Below are 26,100 nucleotides of genomic sequence, written 5' to 3'. Positions count from 1 at the left end.
AAAAAAATGTATCAATATAATCCAAAGTTACATGTAAAAATCTGGTTAAGCAATAATCCAAATGTATTTATGAATTTGGAAAATCAAATTCGTCTTATTGAAATGCGGGAAAAAAATCCTAATGACACGATTCATTTGGTATATGACTCTAAATTACTTGCAAAGTACTCAGTAAATATGCTTCATGAATTTTGTAAAGAACATCAAATTATTTCCATTGATGCACACACAATAGATGCATTACTCCAATCAGATAATGAAAGAAAATTATATAAATTTTATAAAGAAGAAATTTGCAATTTAAAAATGGGTGGGAATTTGGCTGTTGCAAGTGATATTTTAAGATGGCTCTCACCCGTATTTAAAAAAGGTACTTATACAGACTTTGATTTTCCAATTGATACATCCACTCTTCCCCAATTCATTACGACTGAAATGCCTATATTACTTAATATTGGCAGTTTAAAAATGGGTAGAAAAGAATTCATATTGGCAAATAATGATTTCGTAGCGATTATAGATGCAATCGCTGCAAAAAAGGAAATCGAGCGGGTGCAAAGCGGTCTTATTTCCAGATTAACTCATTATGATACCGATTTTATTGAACGAACTGAAACTGAGTTAAATGAAGACAGCTTTATAAATCGTCATCTTTTAAAAGTTATGAAAAATCGTTCTGAATCACTTTATATAGCAAAATCCAAAAAAATTACTCCACCTGATACATCCGATTCCTCCTTAAAAATTAGAGCATATATTATTGATGTAATGACTGATAAAAACAAATTTTTAAATTTTAACAAAATCACTCCTCAAGAAACTCATGAAGAGGTAATAAAGAGATTGAGAAAAGGGCTTCAGGCACATCTAAACCTGGTAAAATATCTTTTTTTTAGCAAAGAATATTCTTTAATTAAACGTATTCTAGAAAAAAATGATGATAAATTTTTAACTTATTTAATGAAAAAAGAACGTGATCTTTATCTTAAATCAATTGTTATATGTACTACCGGTCCAATACAAATATCGAATGCATTATTCAATGGTTATGTGGTAGATACGGATAAATTTATTAGAGAAATACAGCCGCTCTCATTTAGTCATTATGGATTACAAAATGCTTTTCGCTCACAAAATTCTATTCCTTTACATGAGAATGTTTTGGGAATGCTGAAATTTCTTGGCGTTAATGAAGGTGAATTAAATGACTCTTCATGGTTGGATTCTGGAAAAAAATTGCAGGCTTCACGGACAAAACTACTTGCTGCACGTCAAAAGGAACTTGCAATGAGCTTACCTCTTTCTTTTTCAACAATAAAAAATGATGTGAAAAAATACATCCAAAAAATGACACCAACTTCTTGTCATACTTTTCTAAAAGAAGAAGAGCAGACAAAAATCGAAGATATTAAGCTCATATTAAGTTGTTTTAATCAAGAAAATGAATTTAATATTCTCCAGTTTAAAAAAATTTTAGCCAATATTCATCAGCATCAACAAGACGTATATGTGCAAAAATTGATTGAAGATCTGGAAAATCTCTGTCATGACGCAATTATCTTTAATCTTGCAAAAGATAAAAAAATAAAACTAAGTCTTCCTTCCTATCATTAACTCAATCCCATCACCCCATTTAGGCGACGCAAGAATCAGATCAATCGCTCAATATTGATCAATTTAATTGCATGGAAAAAATAAGTTGGGACCATAAATTTTGCAGCAATACAATGGAAAATTGTAACGGAGCACAACGGCTCCCGTTTTTTATCATATAATGCGAGTTGACCCTTTCAGCATTAAAGTTATTGCATAAATAGTTACCCAAGTTTAAATTATCTAAACTGAGATTGCATAGAATAATACTCCTGATTATTTTCTCTTTTTATACTCTTTTCAATGATACCATCTAATGTAACAGCTAATTTTAAATATTTGTCAGTGATTTTTTCCATTTCGACATAAGCTTTTTCTGCCGGTATTAAAAAATCATTATAGATGTCTTTGAGCGAGCTATTTTTCACGATTAACTGAGTAGACAGTTGACTAAATTTATCATTTGCCTCAGCAAGCAGTTTTTCAACTCTTATCATTTGAACATCAAGATTATAAGTCGTATTTATCTTTGCTACAGCAATTTCATGCTGCACGTTCTCCATCAAAGGATCGTACTGCTCAGCCGCTTGAGGATGATTTTTTTCTTTCAGCACCGCAATAGTAGCATTAATTTCTTTTAACATGCCTTCTAATTCCCTCATCATAGCTAGAGATGAGTTAACATTAGTAATTAATGGTGATTCCAATTGGTCTTTATCCGACTTATCAGGAAAAAAGCTTGAATGAAATTCTTCTTTGTTTATTACATGAGGCATTAACTCTTTTAATTTTGCAAGTAAACCTTGAGTCTGTTCTGCTTGATTAGATAAGCTATGTAAAACATGTGGCACGGTTTCCAAGTAATGTTTAATTGCTTTCTCTTTTTGAATTTGTCGCAGCTGCATCCTCTGATATTCTGATTGTGAAAACAGACCAGGTTTTTGTTCTTTTTTCTCAATAGATTTTTCTTGTACTTTTTCTTGTTTGTTTTCGTTTGGCCAGAGCCTCCATTGAAGCACTAAATAATCTAAATACTCATCAGTTAAAACTGGCTCATCGAATTCCATATCAAAATTCATCTGTAGCGCTAATAACTTATATAAACTTTCATATAGTTCATCTCTATCTTTTAAATTGTTTTCATCTAACTTCATTTCTTTAAGAGCGAAACGAAAATCATTCATAAGATTTATTAAATGATCTACTGCCTTAACATCACTCATATTAGTTCTATGAATTAAATCGCGACAAATCATTGTTTTCATTTCGACTGAAGCACTTGACGATTGAAGTAAAGACTCCAGTTCTTTAGTGTCCATGAGCTCGATTAAAGGATGATAAATTTTTGAAATCATTAAATATTTTTCTTTGATATCCGCTTGATACCATAATGTATCAGCTTGCATAGCTAAGTTTTTCAGTATCGTCTTTTTTTCTTCATGTGTTAGTTTCAACCCATCCAAAAGATTGCATTTAATTTCCAGAGGTATATTTTTTGCATTGAAAAACAAATTAGCCAATGGTATTGATTGAGAGTTTTTAATCTGATACGCAACTTCTTGACATAATTGCTCTAATTTGGCTGATTCGTTTAGAAACTCAAAGCAAACTTGCTTGAATTCGTTTTTATAAACCTCTTTCATTTTATCTAAAAAAACATCCCGAAAAATACTCGCTGCCTCTAAAACTTTAATGCATTCAACTGTATCCATATTTTTCTCTTTTTTAGCCAACAAATTCATTGTTGCTAACATTGGAGATACAATGTATGCCAAATGTGTACTTATATTACCGCGCGCAAAATAAAATTTATTAAATGAAAAAACCGCTTTAGCAAAAAACTGTTTTGCTTCATTATATTCCTTGTCGCTTACATTTTCTTGAGTAAGCAAATAGTTAGCTATTTCGAGATTTCCATATGCGGAAAGAAGGTTTTCATTCTCTTTATCAGCATTTTCTTCATAAATTTTATAAAACGGTACGAAATTGGAATGGATAAAAAAATGACCATTAAAAATAGTTTCAAATCCGCTTTGATTATATTTTGTTAAAAAGCTCTCTCGAAATTCCGGGGTATTATCCTCTTCTTCTTGATAAGGAGAATATATTTGTGGTGTAACTATTTTTTCAATCATCTTCCCAAAAAAACTTATATTTTCAATTTTAAATTTAGAATTTCTTTTGTTTGGACATTGGACTGATAACACATAGTGAGTTGATATATCGGCATCAGTACTTAAAACTTTTTCAATCCGTATGTTCTTAACATCATTAATAATTTCTTTTAACTCATCTAAATCTTTTTCATTTAATATATGATAAGCTTCCAAGCGGTTTACTAAGTTGGAGCGGCTAAATTCCCTATCAAAACTTATATCATATTTATACAAAGTAAGCTTATAGAAATCTCCAAGAAGCACTGCCTCAAATAAAAAATTTGCTCTTAAAATCAGCTCATCTTTACTATCAAATGCTCTGCTAACATCCTCTAATAATTTTTGCCGCTCTACTTTTTTTGCCCCTTCTCGTATGGTTGCTGGTTGAGTAGATGAGGGGACGTATCCAGAATTTGAATTGACGGTATTTTTTATAAAATCAATTTCGAAAAATTGATTAACTGGTGATGAGCTTGCTTCTTTCTTTTTTCTTTCTTCTCGTTTATTGTACATAGTTTATATCTTCTTTGTTATTAAAAATGGTTGAATTATAACATAACTGAATAAAAAAGACACTAATTGATAGCGTCACTGCGTATATTTATTCCTTAGCCTATACTAGATGTATTCATTAACGATGACATGTGACAAAAACAGGAAAGTTAGTTTAATATTATAAGGAATGGATAATGAATAAAAAATTCATCTTATTATCAACAATCGTATTGGGACTGCTCTTTGGCCAACTAAGCTTTGCTTGTATTGGAGATTTAAAACATTGTAACTCCCATCATCGATTTGATAGGTTAGCACAAGAGCTCAATCTCAATGCGGTTCAAAAAGCCAAACTTAAAGCCTATCGAGAAAAAGCCAGAGCTACTCTCAAAGAAAACCATGCTCAACTTAGATTACTGCGCAGTCGAATAAATTCTTTAGTGAAAGCAGAGAAAATTGATGAAGCAAAACTTGATGATTTAATAGAAAAAATAAATCGAATAAGAGGCTCTATGCTAAAAACGAGAATCATAAGGCAACATCAGATGTTCGCGCTTTTAAACGATAAGCAAAAAGCTAAGTTTCTTGAGTTAAAAGAAAAATGGTTTCTAGACCATAAATAATTTAGACTTCAATGTCTGATTTTAGTGATTTCTTTATTAGCGTGTAACATTGTAGTCTGGGGTACAAAACACCAGACTATAATTAGTTTTCATTAACACATTGAATACTCTTATTATTTACGTGTGGCAACTGCTTTAAAATTTATAGTTACCTCATCTTTTATTTCACTCGTACTCGACCAATCACCTTGTCCAATACCAAAATCCAAACGTTTTACTGTAGTTTTTCCTTCAACAACCAAATGATTTTTAGGTGACTCTACCGCGGTGAAACTGAGTGTTATGGGTACTGATTTATTTTTTATAGTTAGTGTTCCAGCAGCTTCATAATTTTTATCATCCTTTTTAGTAAATTTAGTTGACTTAAACTCAGCTTTTGGAAACTCCTTAGCATTAAACCAGTCTGGACCAAGTAATATTGAACTTATTTCTGCATATGAAGTCGTAAGTGAATTCATGTTCACTACTACATCAACAGAACTGTCTTGATAATGTTCAGGATCTGCAGCTATTGTGGCGGTAAATTCTTTAAAAGATCCCGTAACAGGTGCGTTATTTTGTGTTGCCGTAAAACTTAAACTGCTTTCACTTGGAACAAGTGTCCATTCAGGTAAGGAGGCAGCATTTACATAAATGCCATTTAAGAAAAATAGAAAGAAAAAATACTTTATTATTTTCATGGGAAAATTCTCCTTAATATATCGTCCTTATTAATAAAATGATGTTTTAGAGCAGCAGCTACATGCAAACAGATTGCTGCAATAAGAGCGTAACCTAACCATTTATGGATCCATTCAAATAAAACCCTATTACTTTCATCTGGAGCGATAAGATCAGGTAAGGTAAATAATCCAAAAAATGATGCAGGCAATCCTGCAGCTGATGTAATTAGCCAACCCGTAATTGGCATGGCAAACATAAATAAATAAAATGCCCAGTGCATACTGCGTGCAGCAATTTTTTCCAGCCAAGGCAAATTCAGCTCAGGATTTTCATTGGCTATTCGCCAAATGATCCTTAAAATAGCTAAAAAAAGAACCAGGAAACCATACTCTTTATGCCAGCCATAGTATTTTAGCCTTTGAGCATTCCAGGGTATAGAAACCATATACAAACCAAGAACCAATAATCCTATAATTAATAAAGCGATCACCCAATGAAATACTATAGTGACGATACCAAAATGAGTTGAGCTATTTTTGATTTGCATAAGACATCCTATTGTTTACCTTTTCCCTGCTCCTTATCTTGGTCTTGTTTTTTATTCTGCTCTAGATACGCTTCAGCTCCAATAGAAAGGTTTACTTTATCGCTTATAGAAGGTAAGAATGCATTGATTTCGAAATCAGAGCGATTTATAGATCCTGTAGCTGTAAATCCAACTGACATTTTATTACTAATCAAATTCATTCCCATCTTATTCAAGGTAACTTGCAACACCACTGGCTTACTTACTCCGCGTAGCGTTAAGATACCCTCAACTGTCGCTTTATTATCACCTTGCGAAGTTACCTTATTGCTAACAAAGGATGCTGTAGGGTAACGTTCGGCATCAAAAAACAAGTTACTTTTTAGATGCTTATCCAGTTCAGGAATACCTGTAATCATATCCTTAATATCAATTGTCACATTGACTTTACTTTGACTCGGATTGTCTTTATCAAGAACCAATTGTCCCGTTGCATACCATTTTCCATATTGTGTTGTAAAACCCAAATGGTCAGCACTCCATAATACATAAGTATGATTTTTATCCAAAGTATACGTTTCAGGTGCAGCATATATTGGAGCAGAAAAAGTAATTGCTATAAGCAATGACGAGAGCCAGCTTCCTAGAGTTTGCTTCATGATTCATTCCTTATTTTTAATATCAGTTTATATCAAATGAATTGTTCTTTAAAATACAATAGCGTTACTAAAACAACAAGAAAGATTAAAGGCCAATATTTAATGCTTTCTTAGTTCAAGAAAAAATCAATTGCTGAAAGATCACTTGCAAATGGCACTTTTGCTAAAAAAGGAGAAGTAAGTTTCTGGCTTAATGTAGTAATATTAGCTGATAATTCCTGCATGTTTGGATCAATACAATTGGCAATCCATCCAGCACACTGAATATTTTTTGCATGCAAAACAGTTTCTGTCAGCAAAGCATGATTAATACAACCTAATTTCATTCCAACCACTAGGATAACAGGTATCTTGGTAATCTGAAGAAAATCAATCCAAGTTTCATTGTCATTCAATGGAACCATTAATCCACCAGCGCCTTCAATAAACAATTTTTCTATGCCATCTAATTGTAAGTTGAGGCAATAATCTGCAATTTCGGTAATGGATAAGCAGGCCCCTTCCCTATCCGCAGCAATATGAGGTGATACAGGCAACTTAAATCGCCAAGGATTTATTACATCCAAACTAATATTATTTTTTTGCAAATTTTGCGCATCACTGCTAACTAGCTTATTTTCTATTTCCATGCATCCACTTGCTACAGGTTTAATTGCAACTGCCGATGAAAAGTAATTTATTAAGCATGATGTTATATACGTTTTACCACAATCAGTATCAGTACCCGTAACAAAAAAACGTTTCATCTGATAAATCCTCGTAATTCTTCAACAAATAAATCCACATGAGATAAAAAGGGCATGTGTGCAGCTCTTTTAAATAATACATAATTAAACTCAGGATAGGATAGTTGCATGGAATTCATCGTTTTAATCGGAACAACGGGATCAAGCCGGCCAAACATAAAACATGAAGGTTTATCAAACTGTTTTAATTTCTCTCGAAAATCCCAGGTTTCTAAAATTTTAAGACCTAATTCCAAGCCTTCTTGCGATGGGGGTTTATCAGGAAGATGGTAAAGCTTATCATTACTGATCAATCCATTAAGTTCCAAAAATTCTTTTAAAGTTGCATGTGGCTCCTCCGATAGATTTTTATAAAACCTTTTAAAAACATCCTGAGAAACACCTGGCCACAGATCAGAATTTAAAAATCGAGGCGATGAAGTTACATTAATAAGATAATCTACTCTGTGAGGTTCTTCTACTACCAAACGCATGGCATATAACCCACCCATAGACCAACCGACTAGCGCAAATTGATTAGGTAATTGAGCCATTAAAAGTTCTTTAAATGAGTACCAATCCATCATTGGACTGTGGCCGAATCCCGGCAAATCTACCAATATCAGCTGATAATCTATAGAAAGTTTAGGTATTAGCGGCAACCAGATCTGACTATCAAATCCCCATCCATGAAAGAAAACAAGAGGGAACCCTTTGCCATAACTATGGATGTTTATATTCATAAATTACACTTAACTTATCAAATAACTCACGAATTTGTTCGGGAGTATGATTATAATTCAAAATGACCCGCAACCCCGATGCTTTAATACTTACTGTAGGCTTTCTTATCGCGCAACAACTAAAACCGTATCTCTTTAACTCGCGAGCATAATATAAAGCCAAATGCGGACATCCTAATTGAAGTTGCTGAATTGGACTAATAGAGTCAGTCCAATTTAGCGGAGATTGTTTAATATAAGACCTAAATAAAGCAATCAATTGCGTTAATTTCAATCGCCGCTCTTCTGCATTAACCACAAAGTCCAAAGTATTCAATAAACCATAACTTAATGCCGGACTTACAGCAGTTGAATAAATAATAGAACGTCCTGCTTGTAATAATGCATAGATCCATTCTGCTTTTCCTGCAACAAGTGCACCTTGAGCTGCATAAGCTTTTCCTAATGGAATAATTCGTAATGGCACTTCATTTTGAGTTAATCCATGATAGGCCGTTGCTCCTTTCCCCTGGCTGCCTAAAACCCCAAAAGAATGAGCCTCGTCCACGATTAGCGCACTTTCATTCATATTACAAAGAGAAGAGAGTTCTGCCAATGGGGCCAATTGGCCACTCATACTAAAAATACCTTCGGTGATTAAAGCTGAGTTTTCAAAATTCGTGGTTAGTTTACGATTTAAATCATCTAAATTATTATGCAAATAACGTGTATAATTTACCTGTGACAAAGCCAGACCATCATAAATTGAAGCATGTATTTCTTTATCAATAAAACAGTGGACTTTCAATTTGCCAAATAACGCTGTAACTGCAAGATTTGCTGCGTAGCCTGAAGAAAATAAAATACAATCATCAACACTTAATAAATTGGCAAACGCTTCTTCAACATCACGATGATTGGAGTGATAACCACTCAGTAACATAGATGCTCCGCTTCCACTAGGGTACAAAGCATATCCACGCTGATACCCTTCAGAAATACGTTTATTCCGAGATAAAGATAAATAATCATTGCTGTCAAAATGAATTAAAGATGAATTTTCAACCGTCACGACTCTATTTCTTAATAAGCCCTCTTGTGACAGCTGACTCGTATAATCTCTAATTTTATTGCTTAGAGGCATTTAGGCCATCTCAGTTAAACCAAGTTTGTCAAAAAGAACCTTATCCTTAGTTCGCTGTGGATTCTCTTCCGTTAAAAGTTTATCACCTAACCATGCAGAGTTTGCTCCAGCATAGAAACATAAAGCTTGTAGTTCATCACTCATTCCGACTCTTCCAGCTGATAGTCGAATCATACTCTGTGGCATTAATATTCGTGCAGTTGCAATGGTTCTAACTAATTCAATCCCTTCAACTTCTGCTGCTTTTGCAAGAGGGGTTCCTTCAACTGGGATTAGACGATTAATAGGGACACTTTCTGGAGGGGACTCCATATTGCTCAAAGTATATAAAAACTCAATACGATCTTCCCTTGTTTCACCAAGGCCTAATATACCACCACAGCAGACGCTAATTCCCGCACTTCTTACATGTTCTATCGTGTCAAGACGATCGCTGAATTTGCGTGTTGTAACTACTTTTTCATAATAAGAAGGCGATGTGTCTATATTATGATTATAATAATCCAAACCAGCTTCTTTTAAAGAAACGGCTTGCTCTTGATTCAGCATCCCTAAAGTCATACAGGTTTCTAATCCTAATGACTTAACTCCTTGGATCATTTCTTTCAACTCATCCATGACCTTATCGGGTGGGCAACGCCACGCAGCTCCCATACAAAATCGCTGTGCCCCACCCTCTTTGGCTTCCTTCGCACGTTTTATGACATCTTCTACAGACATCAATTTTTCTTTTTCAACATGAGTCTTATAATGACCGCTTTGCGAACAATAACCACAATCTTCAGGACAAGCCCCCGTTTTAATACTTAGTAAAGAAGCGAATTGCAAAGAATTTGGTTGATGATTTGCTCTATGCACCGTAGAGGCTTGATGCAATAAGTCATTAAAAGGTTGTTCATAAATTGCTGTAATTTCAGAAACAGACCAATGTTTCTTAACTTGAGTCACAACAGTACCTCCTAATTTAAGGTGTTAAAAAGTAGCCTAATTGTTCTAAAGAAAATTAGATACATTTTATAAATCGACGTTTTATTTAATTAACGGACATGATAAAGTGCCCTTCCATCTTGTCAACCAAAATTTTTTAAATGGTCAACATACACCAATTAATCAGTCGGGATTTAAAACATTTTTGGCATCCCTGTACACAAATGAAAGACTTTGAAACATGCCCTCCCTTGATTATTGAAAAAGCTCAAGGAAGTTATCTTTATACCAATAAAGGTTCCTTAATTGATGCCATTTCCAGCTGGTGGTGTAAATCATTAGGCCATGGCCATCCTGCAGTTATTGCAGCGATAAAAGATCAGTTGGATTGCTTTGAACATGTCATTACAGCAAATACTACACACCCAGCTCTTGTTGAGTTAGCAGAAGAGTTAGCCAAAATTACTAAGAAACAACATGTTTTTTTTGCCAGCGATGGTTCCAGTGCTGTTGAAATCGCAATGAAATTAGCAATCCATGCTAATCAAATCAAGGGCTTTACAGAGAGAAACCAGTTTATTGCTCTTAAGAATGGATATCATGGAGAAACACTGGGTACAATGAGTATCAGCGATTTGGGCCTTTATAAAGCTCCATACAAATCATTTGGTTTAACCTGCCATTACATTGAAACTATTCCTTATATTTCCGGAAAAGAAGATTCTTTATGGCATAATTGTGACTCATATTGGTCCACTGTTGAAAAAGAATTAGAAGCAATTAGTGATAAAGTCTGTGCTATTATTGTTGAGCCCTTGCTTCAAGGAGCAGGAGGAATGTTGTGTTACAGTCCTGATTTTCTTAAAAGGCTATCATTTTGGGCTCAAAGTAAAAATATTTACCTTATTGCCGATGAAATAATGACAGGAATGGGTCGAACGGGTAAATGGTTGGCTTCAAATCATGCAGAAATTGAACCTGATCTTATTTGTTTATCCAAGGGATTAACCTCTGGCTCTATTCCTCTAAGTTGCGTGATGATCGACAACTCTATTTTTGATCTTTTTTATGCAGATTATGCAACAGGTAAATCTTTCTTACATTCACATACATATAGCGGCAACCCGCTGGCAGTTAGCGCTGCGTTAGCAACCATTCGTGTTATGCAGCAAGAAAAAATAATTGAACGAGCACAAAATCTAGGTGAATACATGCTTTCTGCTTTAACCGAAATTGCTCAACTTTCAGGTAAATTAAGTAATATTCGAGGAATTGGAGCTGTTGTAGCGGCGAATCTAGAGGATACAGGACAACACCGAATAGGTAATAAGGTTTATCAGCAGGCCTTAAACCATGGCGCTTTAATTAGACCTATAGGGAATACGCTTTATTGGCTTCCCCCATTAAATACGGATTATGAGGTAATTGGGAAATTAGCGGAAATAACACTACACTCTATAAAGAGAGCCTATGTAATGCCTTAAATCATGCGAAAAATATTTGGTAACATGACATTTTTTGTCTACAAACAATTCAAATTATTCTGGATATTTTTCACCATTTTTTTACTTATTATCCTTTCTTACATCAATTGGAATAATAATGTTAAAAACTCTTTAACTTCGGTGACTGAGGTAAGTCATAAACTCACGTATAACATTGATCGCTTTATTAATGATATTCTACAAAATTTGTACCTAATTCCTTCCTACCAGAAGGAAAACCTGACATGTGAAAATAATTTTCTTCCTTTTCTGCAATATATGGCTATTAATCATGCACAAATTTCTGGATTGGCCATTCGCGATAAAAAGCATCAGATTATATGCTCTACCCTGCCTCATAATCAGACTTTTCTCTTAAGTCAAAATGTACATCAGACAACTATAGGACCATTAAAAATACCTATGTTTCATCATCCAATTTTTGCAATCCAAAAAAAAATTGGTGATTATCAGGTAGAAATAATTCTTATGACATCAATACTTGAAAATATGCTGAATACCCCAGAAAGTAGTCAGCACATAATCACTTTATATGACGTCAATCAAAAAAAAGAAATTATCCGCATAGGAACAGTAAAAGGAGCCTCTTGGATAGATAAATTGTTTCTTGATTCCTCCTTCCCCTTTAAAAAAATATTTGCTACAACAAAATTAAACAGCCTTAATGGTGTTTTACTTACAGTTACAGAAGCTGATCAAACCATAATTAATACTTTTTGGCATAACCAAATCTTAGTTATTCTTGATGTGTTAGTACTTTCAGTTTTATTATATTTTTTAATTAGGAATATATTTAATAGGTATTATTCTTTGCATGGAGCAATGAAGCAAGCGATTAGAAGCGGACAATTTTACCCCGTTTATCAACCGTTATTTGATTCAAAAAGTAACGCTTATTCAGGTGCTGAGGTTCTCCTAAGATGGCAGGATAATCAAGATGAAATCATTATGCCTGCTCTTTTTATAGAAGAAGCGGAAAACACCGGCTTAATTGTTCCAATAACATTGCAAATTATTGAAACAGCATTTAAAGAAACTAAGACCATCTTTAGGACGAAACCTACCTTCCATTTATCATTTAATATTTGTGCGCTACATTTTACTGATGATAATTTTTTTCCCCAGTTATATAAACTCATGCGACACTATTCTATTTCACCCAAACAAATATTGTTAGAAATAACGGAACGCTATCTACTCGATATGAATAATGAAATCTATATAAACAGAATGCAAGAGCTCAGAGATGCGGGGTATTCATTGGCTATAGACGATTATGGAACGGGACATGCGAGTATCAGCTACTTACAATACTATCCTTTTAACTACCTTAAAATTGATAAAATATTCATTCATGCTATAGGGACTAAAGCCATCACAGAAACATTAAATGACGCAATCATCCATTTAGCAAAAAAAATTAATTTAACTATTATTGCAGAAGGTGTAGAAACGAAAGAGCAACTAAATTATTTGCTACAAAACGAAGTTCAATTTTTTCAAGGCTGGTATTTTTCAAAAGCCTTACATATTGAACAACTAATTGAACTGCTAAAGGGGAAAGGAAATGAATAAATACATAGGATATTGTTTTTTGCTTGTTCTAGGTATTTCGGCTTCAAGTTTTGCTCAGCCAACAAATATAGAAAATAATTATTGGCAATGTTCAACACGTGACGTAACTCATACAAAATGGACTGCACAAAGTGCGTATCAAAAAATAGCTTTAAATCTTTCTTTTGCTGAATGTAAAAAAAACAGTAAGGCTCCAGCCACCTGCAAAGTATCCAAAGCAAGTTGTATTAAATTCGTTAATGGTATAAATATTATGCCCATGTGGCGATGTACTGCTTTCGATAGAGAAGCATTAGCCTGGAGAAGTAATCTCTATCCAAATCGTGAAGATGCAGCATTGGCCGCCCTAGCATATTGTAAACACAAAAGCCCTGTTCCTTATACGTGCACCATTAATGTAGTAACATGCATTAATAAAAATGAGATTTAAAAGCATGGTTTATTGCGTTGGATTAACAGGTGATATCGCGAGTGGGAAAACTACAGTTGCTGAACTTTTTTCAGAACTGGGTGTTGAAGTAATTCATGCCGATAAAATATCAAGAGAAATCACCCAAAAAAATAAAGCCACATATAAAAAAATTGTAGCGCATTATGGTTTTAAAGTTCTTAAAGAAGATGGAGAGCTGAATCGTAACAAATTAAGAGAAATAATATTTTCGGACCATGAAGAGCGAAACTGGCTTGAACGCCTCTTACATCCACTTATCCGTAAAGAGATTAAAAAACGAGTTAATACAAGTATAACTCCTTATTGCATAGTAGAAATACCTTTGCTAATTACAAAACAAGCCTACCCTTATATCAATCAAATTTTGCTTGTCTGTGCGCCAAAGGAAATACAAATATCACGATTAATGCAGCGGGATCAATGCAGTAAAGAACAAGCCCAGGCTATTTTATCTATTCAACCTGATACTCATCTGCGTTTAGAAAATGCAGATGACGTAGTTGTTAATAATATGGAAATTGTTGAATTAGCCAGGAGAGTAAATGATTTACATTATAAATATCTTCAAGAATCAAAAAATTTATAATAGATTTTTTTTCTCATAACAGTCAAGCAGGGACCTTTGGCTTTTCTACAGTGAAATTAATAACCAGTCACAGCGTATCCATCATTTTATGGAGGACACCATCTTAAAACTGATACTTCTGTGCTACAAAGTTAGAAACAACCCTCAATACACGCATGACATAATTAGTATTATGAAAATAATAGCATCGTGTACTATATTTATGATTATGTAAATTAGAATCATGGCTAACAATGAGTCAAGTTCTTTTAAAAAATGCCAGCGTCATTTTTGAGGATTGTAGTGAACTTCACAAAAATTTTGATATTCTCATTCATGACAACTTAATTTCTAAAATCTCGCAGACGCCACTCCCCTCTCTTGAAGAAGGAATAATTATTGATGTTAAAGGAAAAACATTAATGCCTGGCTTAATTGATGCTCACGCTCATATTACTGGATTAAACTTAAGTCCTAAAAATATCTTTTATCCGGAGGTCGAGATATTTATTGCTGCAGCTAACTATCTAAAAAATAGTTTGTTTTATGGATTTACAACAATACGTGAGGCTGGAGGTGCCGATTTTCGAATAGCACAGTTAGTAGATAATCAAAATATGCCCGCACCTAGATTATTTTATTCAGGAAAAGCATTAACTCAAACAGGTGGTGGGGCTGATTTTAGAAAACCAAATGAACTTGTTGATCCTTGTGGACATATAAGTTCTTTTTCCGTTATGTCCGTTATTGCAGACGGTGTGGATGAGGTACGAAAGGCTGCTCGAGAAGAATTAAGGAAGGGAGCATCTCAACTGAAAGTATTCGTTTCCGGTGGGGTTGTTTTTCCTTCTCTAGCTTGTCCTACTCTTTATGAGTATTCAGAGGAGGAATTATCCGCTATCGTCGAGGAAGCATGCGCAAGAAAAACTTATGTAATGGCTCATGCATACAGTGATGAAGCAGTAAAAAAATGCATTAAAGCAGGAGTTCGTTCCATTGAACATGCTAATTTTATAAGCGAATCAACAGTGAAGTTAATGTCAGAGAATAATATATTTTATGATCCAACATTTATTTCATTACTTCAAAGAGTTGAAAGTGCTGAGCAGACCAATTTAACAAGCTCTATAGTTGCTAATCTAAAAAAAACCATTGAAGAAGGTAAAAAAGTTTACGCCTATGCTCTGAAACATAAAATTCCAATTGCTTTTGGTACCGATCTTTGGGGACCTGTGGCACAGAAAGAACAATTAAGAGAGTTTGAAATACGCTCCGAATTTGACTCCCCTGCCCATATTATTCATTCCGCTACTTCTGTAAATGCAGAATTATTAATGCAAAAAGGAAAACTTGGAACGATAACTGAAGGAGCTTATGCTGATCTAATAGTAGTGGATGGGAACCCTTTAATCAATTTAAGTCTTTTACTACATCCTAAAGATAATTTAAAATTAATTATGAAAAATGGTGTTATTTATAAAAATGAATTATAAGATTTTCCTAGCATATATCACCGTAAGAAGTATCAGCTTTATCCATATTTTCTTTCATGGAGTTATATCCGAAAAAGTATTAACTCTTGTGGCGTGAGTTATTTAATATAAATTTACATTCTCAGGGAGTGACGATGTCAGCTGAATTATTAAGTCGAGAGTTTATTACTATTACCGGAAAAATATCTTTTATTTTTGTTTTATGGATTCTTGTTATAACTTATGTTTTCGCCTCTGATGCTACTCAAGTAATTGCTGCCACCAAAACAGGGACCAATGCAGGAGCATATGTCATTAACCCTATGAATACACATGTTTTAACGGATGGAAAGTTACATCTTTATTTGTGTGGAACTGGTGATCCTGAAGTCACGATGCAGGAAATTCGTAAGCCTGCTTGTGTGGCGATGATTGCAGAACAAGAATTTATGCTGTTTGATGCAGGAGAAGGTACCATACAAACATTAGGAGCTATGGGTTTACCCTATACTCATTTAAGACATATCTTTATGACTCATTGGCATTCAGACCATTTTGGTGGCTTAGGACAGGTCATAAACGCTTCATGGGTAGCTGGCAATGCAAAAAATATTTTGCTATATGGTCCTTATGGAACAAAGCAAGTTTTAAATGCTCTCGAGAAAGCTTATAGACTCGACGTTATCTTTCGCGCAATAAATCGCCAAGGAATAGAAGATCCTACTTTAGCATTTGCAAAAACTAAAGAATTCAAAACCAATCCAGAAGGAAAACTCGTTTATCAGAAGAATAATCTTCAAATTCATGCGTTCCAAGTTCATCATGAGCCTGCATTCCCTGCTGTTGGTTATCGTATTCATTATAAGAATTGTAAGGTGGTTATAAGTGGAGATACGAGAGTAGTTAAATCCCTTAGACAAAATGCAACAAATGCTGATATTTTAATAAATGAGGCATTAAGTCATCACTTATATGAGCAAATTATTTCTAAAGCACAGGCGAGAGCTGATTATAGAACATTAGCTTTTGCCAAAGAAAATAAACGCTATCACTCTGACACTTTATTGCTTGCACAAATGGCAAATAAAGCCAATGTAAAGAAACTGGTGTTGACTCATTTGGTCCCAGCTATTCCCACCACAGATGAAGCTAAGGAATCTTTTATTCAAGGCATGAATCAATTTTATTCAGGCCCAATTACAGTAGCAGATGATCAAGATGAAATCATTTTAGATTCAGAAGATTCTAATTGTCATGTAGAGTACAAAAAGAGCGCCTTGCATTTTATGCCGGCACAAAAAATCAATTAATTTATTTATAATCCATTAGAAATATACTCTGAAAGTTCACACGAGCATTAATCACCCCGGGTAACCTAAGTTTGTTTCAAAATTTTTTTGTTACTACGCCTAGCAAGACTTATGAATGATTTGCACAGCTGAAAATTGAAGTATTTTATTTAAACTCGTGTCTCTCAGATTTATTACAGAGTAAATAATCATATACCATGTCTATTACTTCACGATTTGCTTCTGGGAAATGCTCAGGATTTAGTTCATACGGATAAACCCATTTCATAGCCAATTGTCCTTCTAGACATAAAGGTTCTCCGACATATTGACTGACAAGAAAAATAATTAATTTTACTGATTTATCAGGATATTGATGTTTTACTTCACCGAGCAAAGTATAATGACGAACTTCTATGCCAATTTCTTCTTTGATTTCGCGAATCAATGCAGATTCTGAAGGTTCATTTACTTCCAATTTACCGCCAGGAAATTCCCAACATCCTCCATGAGGAAGATAAAAAGGACGTTGGGTAATTAAAATGCGTTGTTGCTCATCGATAATAACTGCTACAGCTACGGAGATGTTCACGCCAAGCTTCCATGGCACGCTTTATACTTCTTACCTGAACCACATGGACAAGGATCATTTCGACCAATTTTTTTCTCTTGTCGTCTGTATGTTTGAGACGAGGAAGCCTCCTCATCATTTTCATCAGCATAATTGCCATGTTGCAAGCTCATCTTACTAACCTGTTCAGCACGTCGTTGCTCTTCAACCGCATTAACATCTTCTTCAGTTTGAATTTCTACTGAAGAAACTAAACGAACAACATCATACTTTAAACTATCAAGCATGGTGGTAAACAAAGTGAAAGCTTCTTTTTTATACTCTTGTTTTGGATCTTTTTGCGCATAACCACGCAAATGGATACCTTGGCGCAATTGATCCATTGCCGCCAAATGTTCACGCCATTGATTGTCCAAAGTTTGCAAAACCACTGATTTTTCAAACTGCGACATCGTCGTTCTACCCGTTTGTTTTACTTTTTCATCATATTTCCGTGCAGCAAGATCAAGAATTTTTCCTTTAATTTGTTCGGGCTGAATATGATGATCTTCTTCAATCCACTCGAGTACAGGAGCTTTGAGTTTGAATTCATCAGCCAAAATATCACTTAAAGATTTTGGATCCCATTGATCTTCCAAACTTTGGGGAGGGATATAAGTATTAACAAGATTCGATATCACTTCCTCTCGCATCATATTTAACATTTCCTCAGTATCCGTCATTTCCATGATCGAAGCGCGTTGAGTATAAATGACTTGTCTTTGATCATTAGCTACGTTGTCATAATCCAAAAGCTGCTTTCTCACATCAAAATGGTGTCCTTCAAGCTTTCGTTGAGCATTCTCAATTGCTTTGGTTACCAAACTATGCTCAATAGGCTCTCCAGGTTTCATTCCCAAACGACGCATCATTGATGCAACACGCTCAGAAGCAAATATACGCATTAAATTATCTTCAAGAGATAAGTAGAAGCGGCTGCTTCCCACATCACCCTGACGACCTGAGCGTCCTCGCAACTGATTATCAATTCGACGGGATTCATGACGTTCCGAACCTATAATTCTCAACCCCCCGGCTGTAATGACTTCGTCATGACGCTTTTGCCACAACTTTTTTACAGCTTCTATTTCCTCAACGCTTGCATTTTCACCTAATTGAGCCAAATCTGCAGATAAGCTTCCACCCAAAACAATATCAGTTCCTCGACCCGCCATATTTGTAGCAATAGTTACCGCACCAGGACGACCTGCCTCAGCAATAATTTGTGCTTCCTTTTCATGGAATTTAGCATTAAGCACTTGATGTTTAATATTTTCCTTTTTAAGGAATTGACTTAAAAACTCAGATGCTTCAATCGAAACAGTACCTACAAGAACAGGTTGCTTGCGAGAAGTACACTCACGAATATCTGCTATAACTGCTTGAAATTTATCTTGTTGAGTCAAATACACCAGATCAGCCTCATCTTTTCGTACCATGGGTTTATTTGTAGGAATTACTACAACATCAAGATTATAAATTTGTTGCAATTCATAAGCTTCTGTATCTGCAGTCCCAGTCATTCCTGATAATTTATTATACATTCGAAAGAAATTCTGGAATGTAATCGAAGCGAGGGTTTGGTTTTCATTTTGAATGGAAACACCTTCCTTAGCTTCAACAGCCTGATGCAATCCTTCAGACCATCTTCGACCAGGCATTGTCCGACCGGTGTGTTCATCGACTATAATAACTTGTCCATCCTTAACGATATAATCTACATCGCGATGAAACATTGCATGTGCTTTTAATGCTGCATTAACATGGTGCATTAGCATAATATTGCTGGCATGATATAAACTTTCACCATGATCCAGAAGTTTTGCTTTAACCAATAATTCTTCAATATGTTGATGACCGGCATCAGTAAGATGCGCCTGCTTTTGCTTTTCATCGATAGTAAAATCTCCTTCACCACCCTCTTCTTCTTGTTTCTTCAAATGGGGAATTAATGAATTAATTTTAATATAAAGCTCGGAGCTATCTTCTGCTGCACCGGAAATAATCAGAGGAGTACGTGCTTCATCAATGAGAATTGAATCCACTTCGTCCACGATGGCAAAGTTCAACTCTCTTTGCACCTTATCCTCAAGACTAAACGCCATATTATCGCGCAAATAGTCAAAACCATATTCATTGTTTGTTCCATAAACGATATCACAACGATAAGCCTCCTGTTTTGCAGTATGCGACATATCGGGGAAAATCACACCCACAGTCAATCCCAAAAATTCAAATATAGGGCTCATCCATTGGCTATCACGCTTAGCAAGATAATCATTCACAGTAACAACATGTACGCCACGTCCAGTAATTGCATTCAAATATGCGGGTAGCGTTGCTACCAATGTTTTACCTTCCCCTGTGCGCATTTCAGCAATATTACCTTCATGCAAAACCATTCCACCAATTAATTGCACATCGAAATGGCGCAAACCTAAAGTACGTACGGATACCTCTCTTACTGTAGCAAAAGCCTCTGCTAACATTTCATCAAGACTTTCTCCTTCTGCAAAACGTGCTTTGAAATGCTGGGTTTTTGCAGCTAACTCTGCATCAGTTAATGCTTGCATTTGAGACTCAAATGCATTAATTGCCACTACTGCCTTTTCCATACGCCGCAAAGTGCGTTCATTTCGGCTTCCAAACATTTTCTTAATCAACGTATTCAGCATGGCCTACATAATCCTCTGGAGATTTCAAATAACAAATTGGTTAATGTACTAAAATTTGGGGAAAAATACTATGAATACCTTTTAATTTAAGTGAACCTTCATGGTTTAACTTGGTGAAAAGAAGAGTTTCTAACACATCAGATAACTAAAATATTATTTTCCGCAATTTCCTTTCATATTATACAATATTTTTGTAGTGTAGTGATGTTGCATATAACAATATATCTTATAGTAAAATAGTATTACCTATAAATTGATAATTTATCTCTAAAGTTGATCCTGCAGACAAGGCAAAAATTACTGAATGCCCCAGTCCAATGTTGCAATTATACGCCAACCTGTATGAGTTCCAATTAAAAAACTCTAACAAATATAGCGTTATCGATGTCAATGAGTTAGCGCTAATTACTGAAAAGGTTTTTACTTGGTACAAAGATGCAGACAAGCAACAAAAAAAATTTTTTGCTAATTTACTGTTTGCATTACAAACAAAAAGCTTAGCCAAGCCATTTTTAAGTCAGCTTGGTGATATCAAGTCCAAATCAGCTACAGAACAACTACCAAATTTACAAGAATGTTTAAACATCTATGAAGCTTGATTTTGTTGTAACTGAAAATAGGCTGACGACAAAGCTTCCTACTGAAGTAAGTAGGTAGGTATGAAAGCCTTCTGCGTACTTGAATCAACGCAAATTTTCTATGATAAAGTTCAACAACTGTTACACGAAGATACCGAAGAGAGCATTACATTAAGTCAATAATCTCAATTTCTATGCATCGTAGCCTGGGCGAAGGAGTAGCCTTACTCGGGTTATGAGCTAAACCTTCACCTAGGTTACAATATGACAATAGCCTGAAATTTATAAAATCTCTGAGTATAATTCTATTTCCTGTAAATACTCACTGAGTTCCTGCAATAAAGAACTATTTTTAGTCTGCAAAATGAGCATCAACTTTTTTTTCCATTGACTTGCGCCAGGTAATCCAAAAGCCAAATTAAATATAGGTTTAATCAGTAAACTAAGGGAAACCCCTTTATTATATTCTTCAAATAAATAATTCAAATAAAGATTAAATACTTGGCCCCGAGTTTTCATTTGGATATCAGGATAAAGTGCTTGATGTATCACTGCGATTTGAAAAGGATTATCACATGCCAAACGACCAAGCATTACTCCTTCAATATAGCGCAGATGCTCTTTAATTTCTTTTATATTCAATATATTACCATTGATCACTACAGGAATATTAGGAATTTCCTCCTTAAGACGATAAACATATTCGTAGTTAATAGGTGGAATTGTTCGATTTTGTTTGGGATTTAAACCGCTTAGCCAAGCTTTACGCGCATGCACAATAATTTTTTGCGCTCCGGCCTCAAGCAACTGATGTACAAAATCACTAAAGAACTTATAACTGTCTTGATGATCTATGCCTATTCTGGTTTTTGCAGTAATTGGTATTTTCGTTGCTTGCCGCATAGCTTGGATACACGCGGCAACGTGTCTCGGTTCTCTCATTAAACATGCACCAAAACGCCCTGCCTGAACTTTATTACTAGGACAACCAAGATTAATATTTACCTCGTCATATCCTTCTTGTTCCGCACGTTGAGCACAATATGCTAATGCATCGGGCGCTGATCCTCCAAGTTGAAGCGCTATCGGATGTTCTTTTACATTAAATTGCAAAGAACGTAAAGGGTTGTTTTGGATCGCTCCAGGAGTTTGCATTTCTGTATATACGAGTGCATGGGGAGCCAAAATACGCATAAAAAATCGAAAATGGCTGTAAGTCCAATCAATCATGGGAGCAATAGACAAAGGTGAAAACAGGATATTTGACACTATTATTGTTTCAATTAAAAAAGAGACAATTATAACCCGAACTAAAAAATTGTGTACAAAAAATGTAGCCTGGCTACTCTATTCAAGATTTATTCTTGATTTACAGCATTCATTACTTGGATAAGTAACTGCAGTCGCGTTCGACCTTGATAAAAATTGATATCTAACTTATATGCTGCATGCACGTATTTAACTCTATAGTTTGGCCAAGAATTTAAATCAACATTAAAGGCGATTGCATCCACTTGTTGGTTACCTTGTGTTGTCATCAAAGTCATCTTTAGATGATTCTTTCCCACTATGCGTTGATCCAAAACCTCAAAAATATTATCAAAAACAGGTTCAACAAATTGTTGTCCCCATGGTCCTGCCTGTTGTATTAATTGAGCGATTTCAAGGCTAAACTCATCAGGTTGTAATGGGCCATCAGTAAGTAATTCTCCTTCACATTGAGAAAAATCAATATGCTTATTCACTTCAAAAACTAATGCTTCACGGAACGCTTCGAGAGCATTTGGATGAATACTCAGGCCCGCAGCCATAGCATGACCACCAAATTTACAGATAAGCCCCGGATAATCCTTATCTATTGCTGCGAGTACGTCTCGAATATTTAAATCCGGAATTGAACGAGCTGAACCCTTTAATTCATCCTCACTCACTTCAGCAAAAGCAATAACAGGTCGATGATAACGTTCTTTCATTCGCCCCGCCAAAATTCCAATGACTCCTTGGTGCCATGTTTTATCAAAAAGACATAAAGCAATAGGTAAATGATTACTAGTGTAATCAGCACTAAGCGCAAGTTTTTCCAATGCAAGCATTGCCTGCTCTTTCATTTCCGTTTCAATTTGCTTTCTTTCTTCGTTTAATTCATCTAATTGCTGACAGTAGTTTCTAGCTTGTTGCTGATCTGAAGTAATTAAACACTCTATTCCCAATGCCATATCGTCCAATCGCCCCGCAGCATTGAGTCTTGGCGCAATAGCAAATCCCAAATCTGCTTCTCTTAGTCGTGCACACTCACGCCCGGATACATCAATCAAAGCTTTAATACCCACGCGACAAAGACCTTGCCGTATTCTTGCTAAACCTTGGTTCACCATAATGCGGTTGTTCTGATCCAGACCTACAACATCAGCAACAGTTCCCAAAGCAACCAAATCCAAAAAACTTGCCATATTGGGCTCAGCAATATTCATCTCACAAAACCAATTTGTGTTTATCAAATGTCTGCGTAGGGCAAGCATGACATAAAAAATCACACCAACTCCAGCAATAGATTTACTGGGAAATTTACAGTCCGATTGGTTCGGATTCACAATAGCACAAGCATTAGGAAGCGTTTCGGCGGGTAAGTGATGATCGGTGATTAAAACATCGATATTTAATTGGTTGGCCCTTTCAACACCTTCGATACTAGCAATCCCGTTATCTACAGTAATGATTAGCCCTGGTTTCCATTTGCTGGCTACCTCAACAATTTGTGGTGTTAATCCATAACCAAACTCAAAACGATTAGGGACTAAATAGTCGATAAATTGAGCTCCCATAGCACGTAAAGCTGTTATGGCAAGTGCTGTTGATGTGGCACCATCTGCATCAAAATCGCCAATAACCAAAATCCTATGTTGTTCGCGTAAAGCTGTCTCTAAGCGTATACATGCTTTATCTATTCCTTTTAAGCTATCAAACGGTAATAAAGTTTGGAGTTGCTTATCCAATTGGGAAGGTTCAGTAATTCCTCTGTTTGCGAATATTCGCTTTAGTACATCAGGCATATTGGGTAAATTGAGCGTGTGTATTGGTTGAGGACGTTGTTTAATAAGCATGTATTAGTTTTCTCCACAAACGAGTATACCAGCTGTGGGCACTCGTAGAGTAAGCCAGGTTATTCCAATACCAATGAACAGACATTTTTTTTAATTCTTTTTGATGCTGTTCACTGAGCATAGAAAATTCAGTGAGCAATAAAATCTGATAATCTTTAAGCGTGATATCCGAGCTATATAATGTAACTTGAGTACTGCATATTTGTGCTAATGAATAAAAATGCTCATCAACACAAATATTGATCGGTATTTTATTCTTAAGTTTTGCATCACCCCAAACCCATAATCCATTAGCCAAGGATTGATTGGGTTTGGATGCAAAAAACATTTGGCTTTCGGTAATAAATTTTTGCCAATGCATTGTCTTATCGAGTTGAGTTAATTCAGGCATTAGTGATTGATGTAACAAACGGTAAGGAGGCTTTGCATTTACGAATAAATTTTTATGATTACTTAGCAACCATGTTTCCGCATCATGATAGTAAAGGACTGCACCCTCTTCTGCCAGATACTGTGAGAATAAATCAAACCATAATTTAGACTCATGTTGTTCAAGGTGCAGATCTGTTCCCAAAGCTACGATCATTGCGTCATTATGTGTTGCTTCCCAATGAACTGGAGTCAACACAAGCCATGCCCCTTCTAAATTGTGATACTCCTTTAGTAAATCAGCAACAGGCGGATTTTCGGGATTGTAACCAAGACTCAACAAAAAATTAAGCAATACAGTACCTTCTGAATTGAGTGACTTAGCTTTTTCGGGAATAGAGTGACACTCTGAGTCAATCACAACACGCATGTTTGTTCAGCCTTAATCAACCCATCTCTGCGAAATAATGATTTTAAATTTCTTAATGCCTGACGCATGCGATCTTTATTTTCAATTAAACCAAAACGAACATACCCATCACCTTGTTGGCCAAAACCTATTCCTGGCGATACAGCAATATGAGCTTCTTTTAATAAATATTTACTGAACTCAAGTGAGCCCATGTGTTGATAATGAGAAGGAATAGGTGCCCAAACAAACATGGTTGCTTTGGGCCGAGCAACCTCCCAACCAATCTCATTTAAACCATCACAAAGGATATTCCGTCTTTTTTCATAAAGTGTTCTAATTTCTTGTACACACTCATCTGGACCATCTAATGCAGCAATTGCTGCAACCTGGATTGGTGTGAATGTACCATAATCTAAATAAGATTTAATCCGAGTAAGCGCCAAGACTAACTCTTCATTTCCACAAGCAAAACCAACACGCCAACCTGGCATATTATAAGATTTAGACATCGAATAAGTTTCAATTGCTACATCTGTAGCTCCTGGCACTTGCAGTATTGAAGGAGCCTTATATCCATCAAATACAATATCAGCGTATGCTAAGTCATGAATAACCCAGATTTCATGTTTTTTTGCCAACTCAACAACCTGTTCAAAAAAAGAATAATCAACACAATGAGTAGTTGGATTTGCAGGAAAATTAATTACCAAAGCTTTCGGTTTAGGCCAGCTACGATTAATTGCATCTTCTATAGAAGCTAAAAATTGAGTTTCATTAATAAGAGGAATTTGTTTTACATTGGCACCAGCAATAATAAATCCATACGTATGAATAGGATAAGCTGGATCAGGAACTAAAATTGTATCCCCAGGCCCACTTATAGCTAATGCCAGATGTGCCAGCCCCTCTTTTGAACCTATGGTGGCTAATATTTGTGTTTCACTATTTAACTGTACATCATAGTTACGTTGATACCAGGAAGCCATAGCTCTTCTTAGTCTTGGGATTCCTTTGGACATAGAATATCGGTGAGTATCTGGTCTTTGAACTGCTTCAATCAGCTTATTGACAATATGTGGTGGAGTTGGTTGATCTGGATTTCCCATACCGAAATCAATAATATCTTCTCCACGTGCTCGCGCTTCGGTTTTTAATTGAGTTAAAGTGTTAAAAACATAAGGTGGCAAACGTTTTATACGCGGAAATTGACTCATAATATTGACCTCTGTAGTATACTTGTAACCACGTATCATTCATTGAAACAT

General features: G+C 35.3%; 23 protein-coding genes. 9 read left to right on the top strand and 14 right to left on the bottom strand.

Annotation, left to right across the window (positions count from 1 at the left end; translation table 11 throughout):
• The first annotated feature begins 6 nt into the window (after positions 1–6).
• Positions 7–1,614 carry a glycosyltransferase family 88 protein gene (locus Ltuc_RS05395; protein ID WP_058520279.1) on the top strand — a complete coding sequence of 536 codons (1,608 nt, stop codon included), beginning with the start codon at positions 7–9 and terminating at the stop codon, positions 1,612–1,614.
• Between the two features lie 218 nt (positions 1,615–1,832).
• Here the strand turns inward: Ltuc_RS05395 and Ltuc_RS05390 are convergent, their stop codons facing one another.
• Positions 1,833–4,262 carry a hypothetical protein gene (locus Ltuc_RS05390; RefSeq protein WP_058520278.1) on the bottom strand — a complete coding sequence of 810 codons (2,430 nt, stop codon included), beginning with the start codon at positions 4,260–4,262 and terminating at the stop codon, positions 1,833–1,835.
• Between the two features lie 176 nt (positions 4,263–4,438).
• Between Ltuc_RS05390 and Ltuc_RS05385 the strand changes: the two genes are divergently transcribed.
• Entirely contained in the window at positions 4,439–4,867 is a 429-nt protein-coding gene (locus Ltuc_RS05385; protein WP_058520277.1) for a Spy/CpxP family protein refolding chaperone, read from the top strand.
• A gap of 113 nt (positions 4,868–4,980) precedes the next feature.
• Here Ltuc_RS05385 and Ltuc_RS05380 read toward each other — a convergent pair whose 3' ends face one another.
• The 7 genes from Ltuc_RS05380 to bioB form a co-directional block, all read right to left on the bottom strand.
• The gene (locus tag Ltuc_RS05380) at positions 4,981–5,547 is read right to left on the bottom strand and encodes a YceI family protein (protein WP_058520276.1); all 567 of its coding nucleotides are present in this window, start codon (positions 5,545–5,547) and stop codon (positions 4,981–4,983) included.
• The gene (locus tag Ltuc_RS05375) at positions 5,544–6,077 is read right to left on the bottom strand and encodes a cytochrome b (protein WP_058520275.1); all 534 of its coding nucleotides are present in this window, start codon (positions 6,075–6,077) and stop codon (positions 5,544–5,546) included. Before Ltuc_RS05375 ends, Ltuc_RS05380 begins: the two co-directional genes overlap by 4 nt.
• Positions 6,078–6,085: 8 nt before the next feature.
• Positions 6,086–6,715 carry a YceI family protein gene (locus tag Ltuc_RS05370; RefSeq protein WP_058520274.1) on the bottom strand — a complete coding sequence of 210 codons (630 nt, stop codon included), beginning with the start codon at positions 6,713–6,715 and terminating at the stop codon, positions 6,086–6,088.
• A 110-nt stretch (positions 6,716–6,825) separates the two neighbouring features.
• Positions 6,826–7,461: a dethiobiotin synthase gene (gene bioD, locus Ltuc_RS05365; protein WP_058520273.1), complete on the bottom strand. Its 636-nt coding sequence runs from the start codon at positions 7,459–7,461 to the stop codon at positions 6,826–6,828.
• Positions 7,458–8,183, bottom strand: coding sequence for an alpha/beta fold hydrolase (locus Ltuc_RS05360; RefSeq protein ID WP_058520272.1), 726 nt, complete (start codon positions 8,181–8,183; stop codon positions 7,458–7,460). Before Ltuc_RS05360 ends, bioD begins: the two co-directional genes overlap by 4 nt.
• Positions 8,164–9,306, bottom strand: a complete 1,143-nt coding sequence (locus tag Ltuc_RS05355; protein ID WP_058520271.1) for an aminotransferase class I/II-fold pyridoxal phosphate-dependent enzyme — start codon at positions 9,304–9,306, stop codon at positions 8,164–8,166. Before Ltuc_RS05355 ends, Ltuc_RS05360 begins: the two co-directional genes overlap by 20 nt.
• Entirely contained in the window at positions 9,307–10,254 is a 948-nt protein-coding gene (gene bioB, locus Ltuc_RS05350; RefSeq protein ID WP_058520270.1) for a biotin synthase BioB, read from the bottom strand.
• Between the two features lie 140 nt (positions 10,255–10,394).
• On the opposite strand from bioB, the gene bioA reads away from it, so the two are divergent.
• The 6 genes from bioA (at position 10,395) to Ltuc_RS05320 (ending at position 17,111) form a co-directional block, all read left to right on the top strand.
• Positions 10,395–11,717, top strand: a complete 1,323-nt coding sequence (gene bioA, locus Ltuc_RS05345) for an adenosylmethionine--8-amino-7-oxononanoate transaminase (protein ID WP_058520269.1) — start codon at positions 10,395–10,397, stop codon at positions 11,715–11,717.
• A 279-nt stretch (positions 11,718–11,996) separates the two neighbouring features.
• Positions 11,997–13,313, top strand: coding sequence for an EAL domain-containing protein (locus tag Ltuc_RS05340; protein WP_238584070.1), 1,317 nt, complete (start codon positions 11,997–11,999; stop codon positions 13,311–13,313).
• Positions 13,306–13,743, top strand: a complete 438-nt coding sequence (locus Ltuc_RS05335; RefSeq protein ID WP_058520267.1) for a hypothetical protein — start codon at positions 13,306–13,308, stop codon at positions 13,741–13,743. The genes Ltuc_RS05340 and Ltuc_RS05335 overlap by 8 nt, the downstream gene beginning before the upstream one ends.
• Positions 13,744–13,747: 4 nt before the next feature.
• Positions 13,748–14,350, top strand: a complete 603-nt coding sequence (gene coaE / locus Ltuc_RS05330; protein WP_058520266.1) for a dephospho-CoA kinase — start codon at positions 13,748–13,750, stop codon at positions 14,348–14,350.
• Positions 14,351–14,583: 233 nt separating this feature from the next.
• Positions 14,584–15,822 (top strand): metal-dependent hydrolase family protein, encoded by a 1,239-nt coding sequence (locus Ltuc_RS05325; protein WP_058520265.1) that lies wholly within the window; start codon positions 14,584–14,586, stop codon positions 15,820–15,822.
• A 134-nt stretch (positions 15,823–15,956) separates the two neighbouring features.
• Positions 15,957–17,111: an MBL fold metallo-hydrolase gene (locus Ltuc_RS05320; protein WP_058520264.1), complete on the top strand. Its 1,155-nt coding sequence runs from the start codon at positions 15,957–15,959 to the stop codon at positions 17,109–17,111.
• A 145-nt stretch (positions 17,112–17,256) separates the two neighbouring features.
• Here Ltuc_RS05320 and mutT read toward each other — a convergent pair whose 3' ends face one another.
• Positions 17,257–17,682: an 8-oxo-dGTP diphosphatase MutT gene (gene mutT / locus Ltuc_RS05315; RefSeq protein ID WP_058520263.1), complete on the bottom strand. Its 426-nt coding sequence runs from the start codon at positions 17,680–17,682 to the stop codon at positions 17,257–17,259.
• Positions 17,679–20,375: a preprotein translocase subunit SecA gene (secA, locus tag Ltuc_RS05310; RefSeq protein WP_058520262.1), complete on the bottom strand. Its 2,697-nt coding sequence runs from the start codon at positions 20,373–20,375 to the stop codon at positions 17,679–17,681. Before secA ends, mutT begins: the two co-directional genes overlap by 4 nt.
• 317 nt (positions 20,376–20,692) lie before the next feature.
• On the opposite strand from secA, the gene Ltuc_RS05305 reads away from it, so the two are divergent.
• Positions 20,693–20,974, top strand: coding sequence for a hypothetical protein (locus tag Ltuc_RS05305; protein ID WP_058520261.1), 282 nt, complete (start codon positions 20,693–20,695; stop codon positions 20,972–20,974).
• A gap of 261 nt (positions 20,975–21,235) precedes the next feature.
• Here Ltuc_RS05305 and dusA read toward each other — a convergent pair whose 3' ends face one another.
• From dusA to alaC, 4 genes are all read right to left on the bottom strand, one after another.
• On the bottom strand, positions 21,236–22,222 hold the full coding sequence (gene dusA, locus Ltuc_RS05300) for a tRNA dihydrouridine(20/20a) synthase DusA (protein ID WP_083498043.1): 987 nt from the start codon (positions 22,220–22,222) through the stop codon (positions 21,236–21,238).
• A gap of 89 nt (positions 22,223–22,311) precedes the next feature.
• Positions 22,312–24,054, bottom strand: a complete 1,743-nt coding sequence (gene recJ / locus Ltuc_RS05295; RefSeq protein ID WP_058520260.1) for a single-stranded-DNA-specific exonuclease RecJ — start codon at positions 24,052–24,054, stop codon at positions 22,312–22,314.
• Positions 24,044–24,853, bottom strand: a complete 810-nt coding sequence (locus Ltuc_RS05290) for a hypothetical protein (RefSeq protein WP_058520259.1) — start codon at positions 24,851–24,853, stop codon at positions 24,044–24,046. The genes recJ and Ltuc_RS05290 overlap by 11 nt, the downstream gene beginning before the upstream one ends.
• The gene (alaC, locus tag Ltuc_RS05285; protein ID WP_058521616.1) at positions 24,841–26,049 is read right to left on the bottom strand and encodes an alanine transaminase; all 1,209 of its coding nucleotides are present in this window, start codon (positions 26,047–26,049) and stop codon (positions 24,841–24,843) included. The genes Ltuc_RS05290 and alaC overlap by 13 nt, the downstream gene beginning before the upstream one ends.
• Between the last annotated feature and the right edge of the window lie 51 nt (positions 26,050–26,100).

It is taken from the genome of Legionella tucsonensis (genome assembly GCF_001468035.1).
In the GTDB taxonomy this organism is placed as follows: Bacteria; Pseudomonadota; Gammaproteobacteria; order Legionellales; family Legionellaceae; genus Legionella; species Legionella tucsonensis.
Note: the sequence above shows the minus strand (reverse complement) of the source record. Positions and strands in the feature narration are given on the sequence as shown.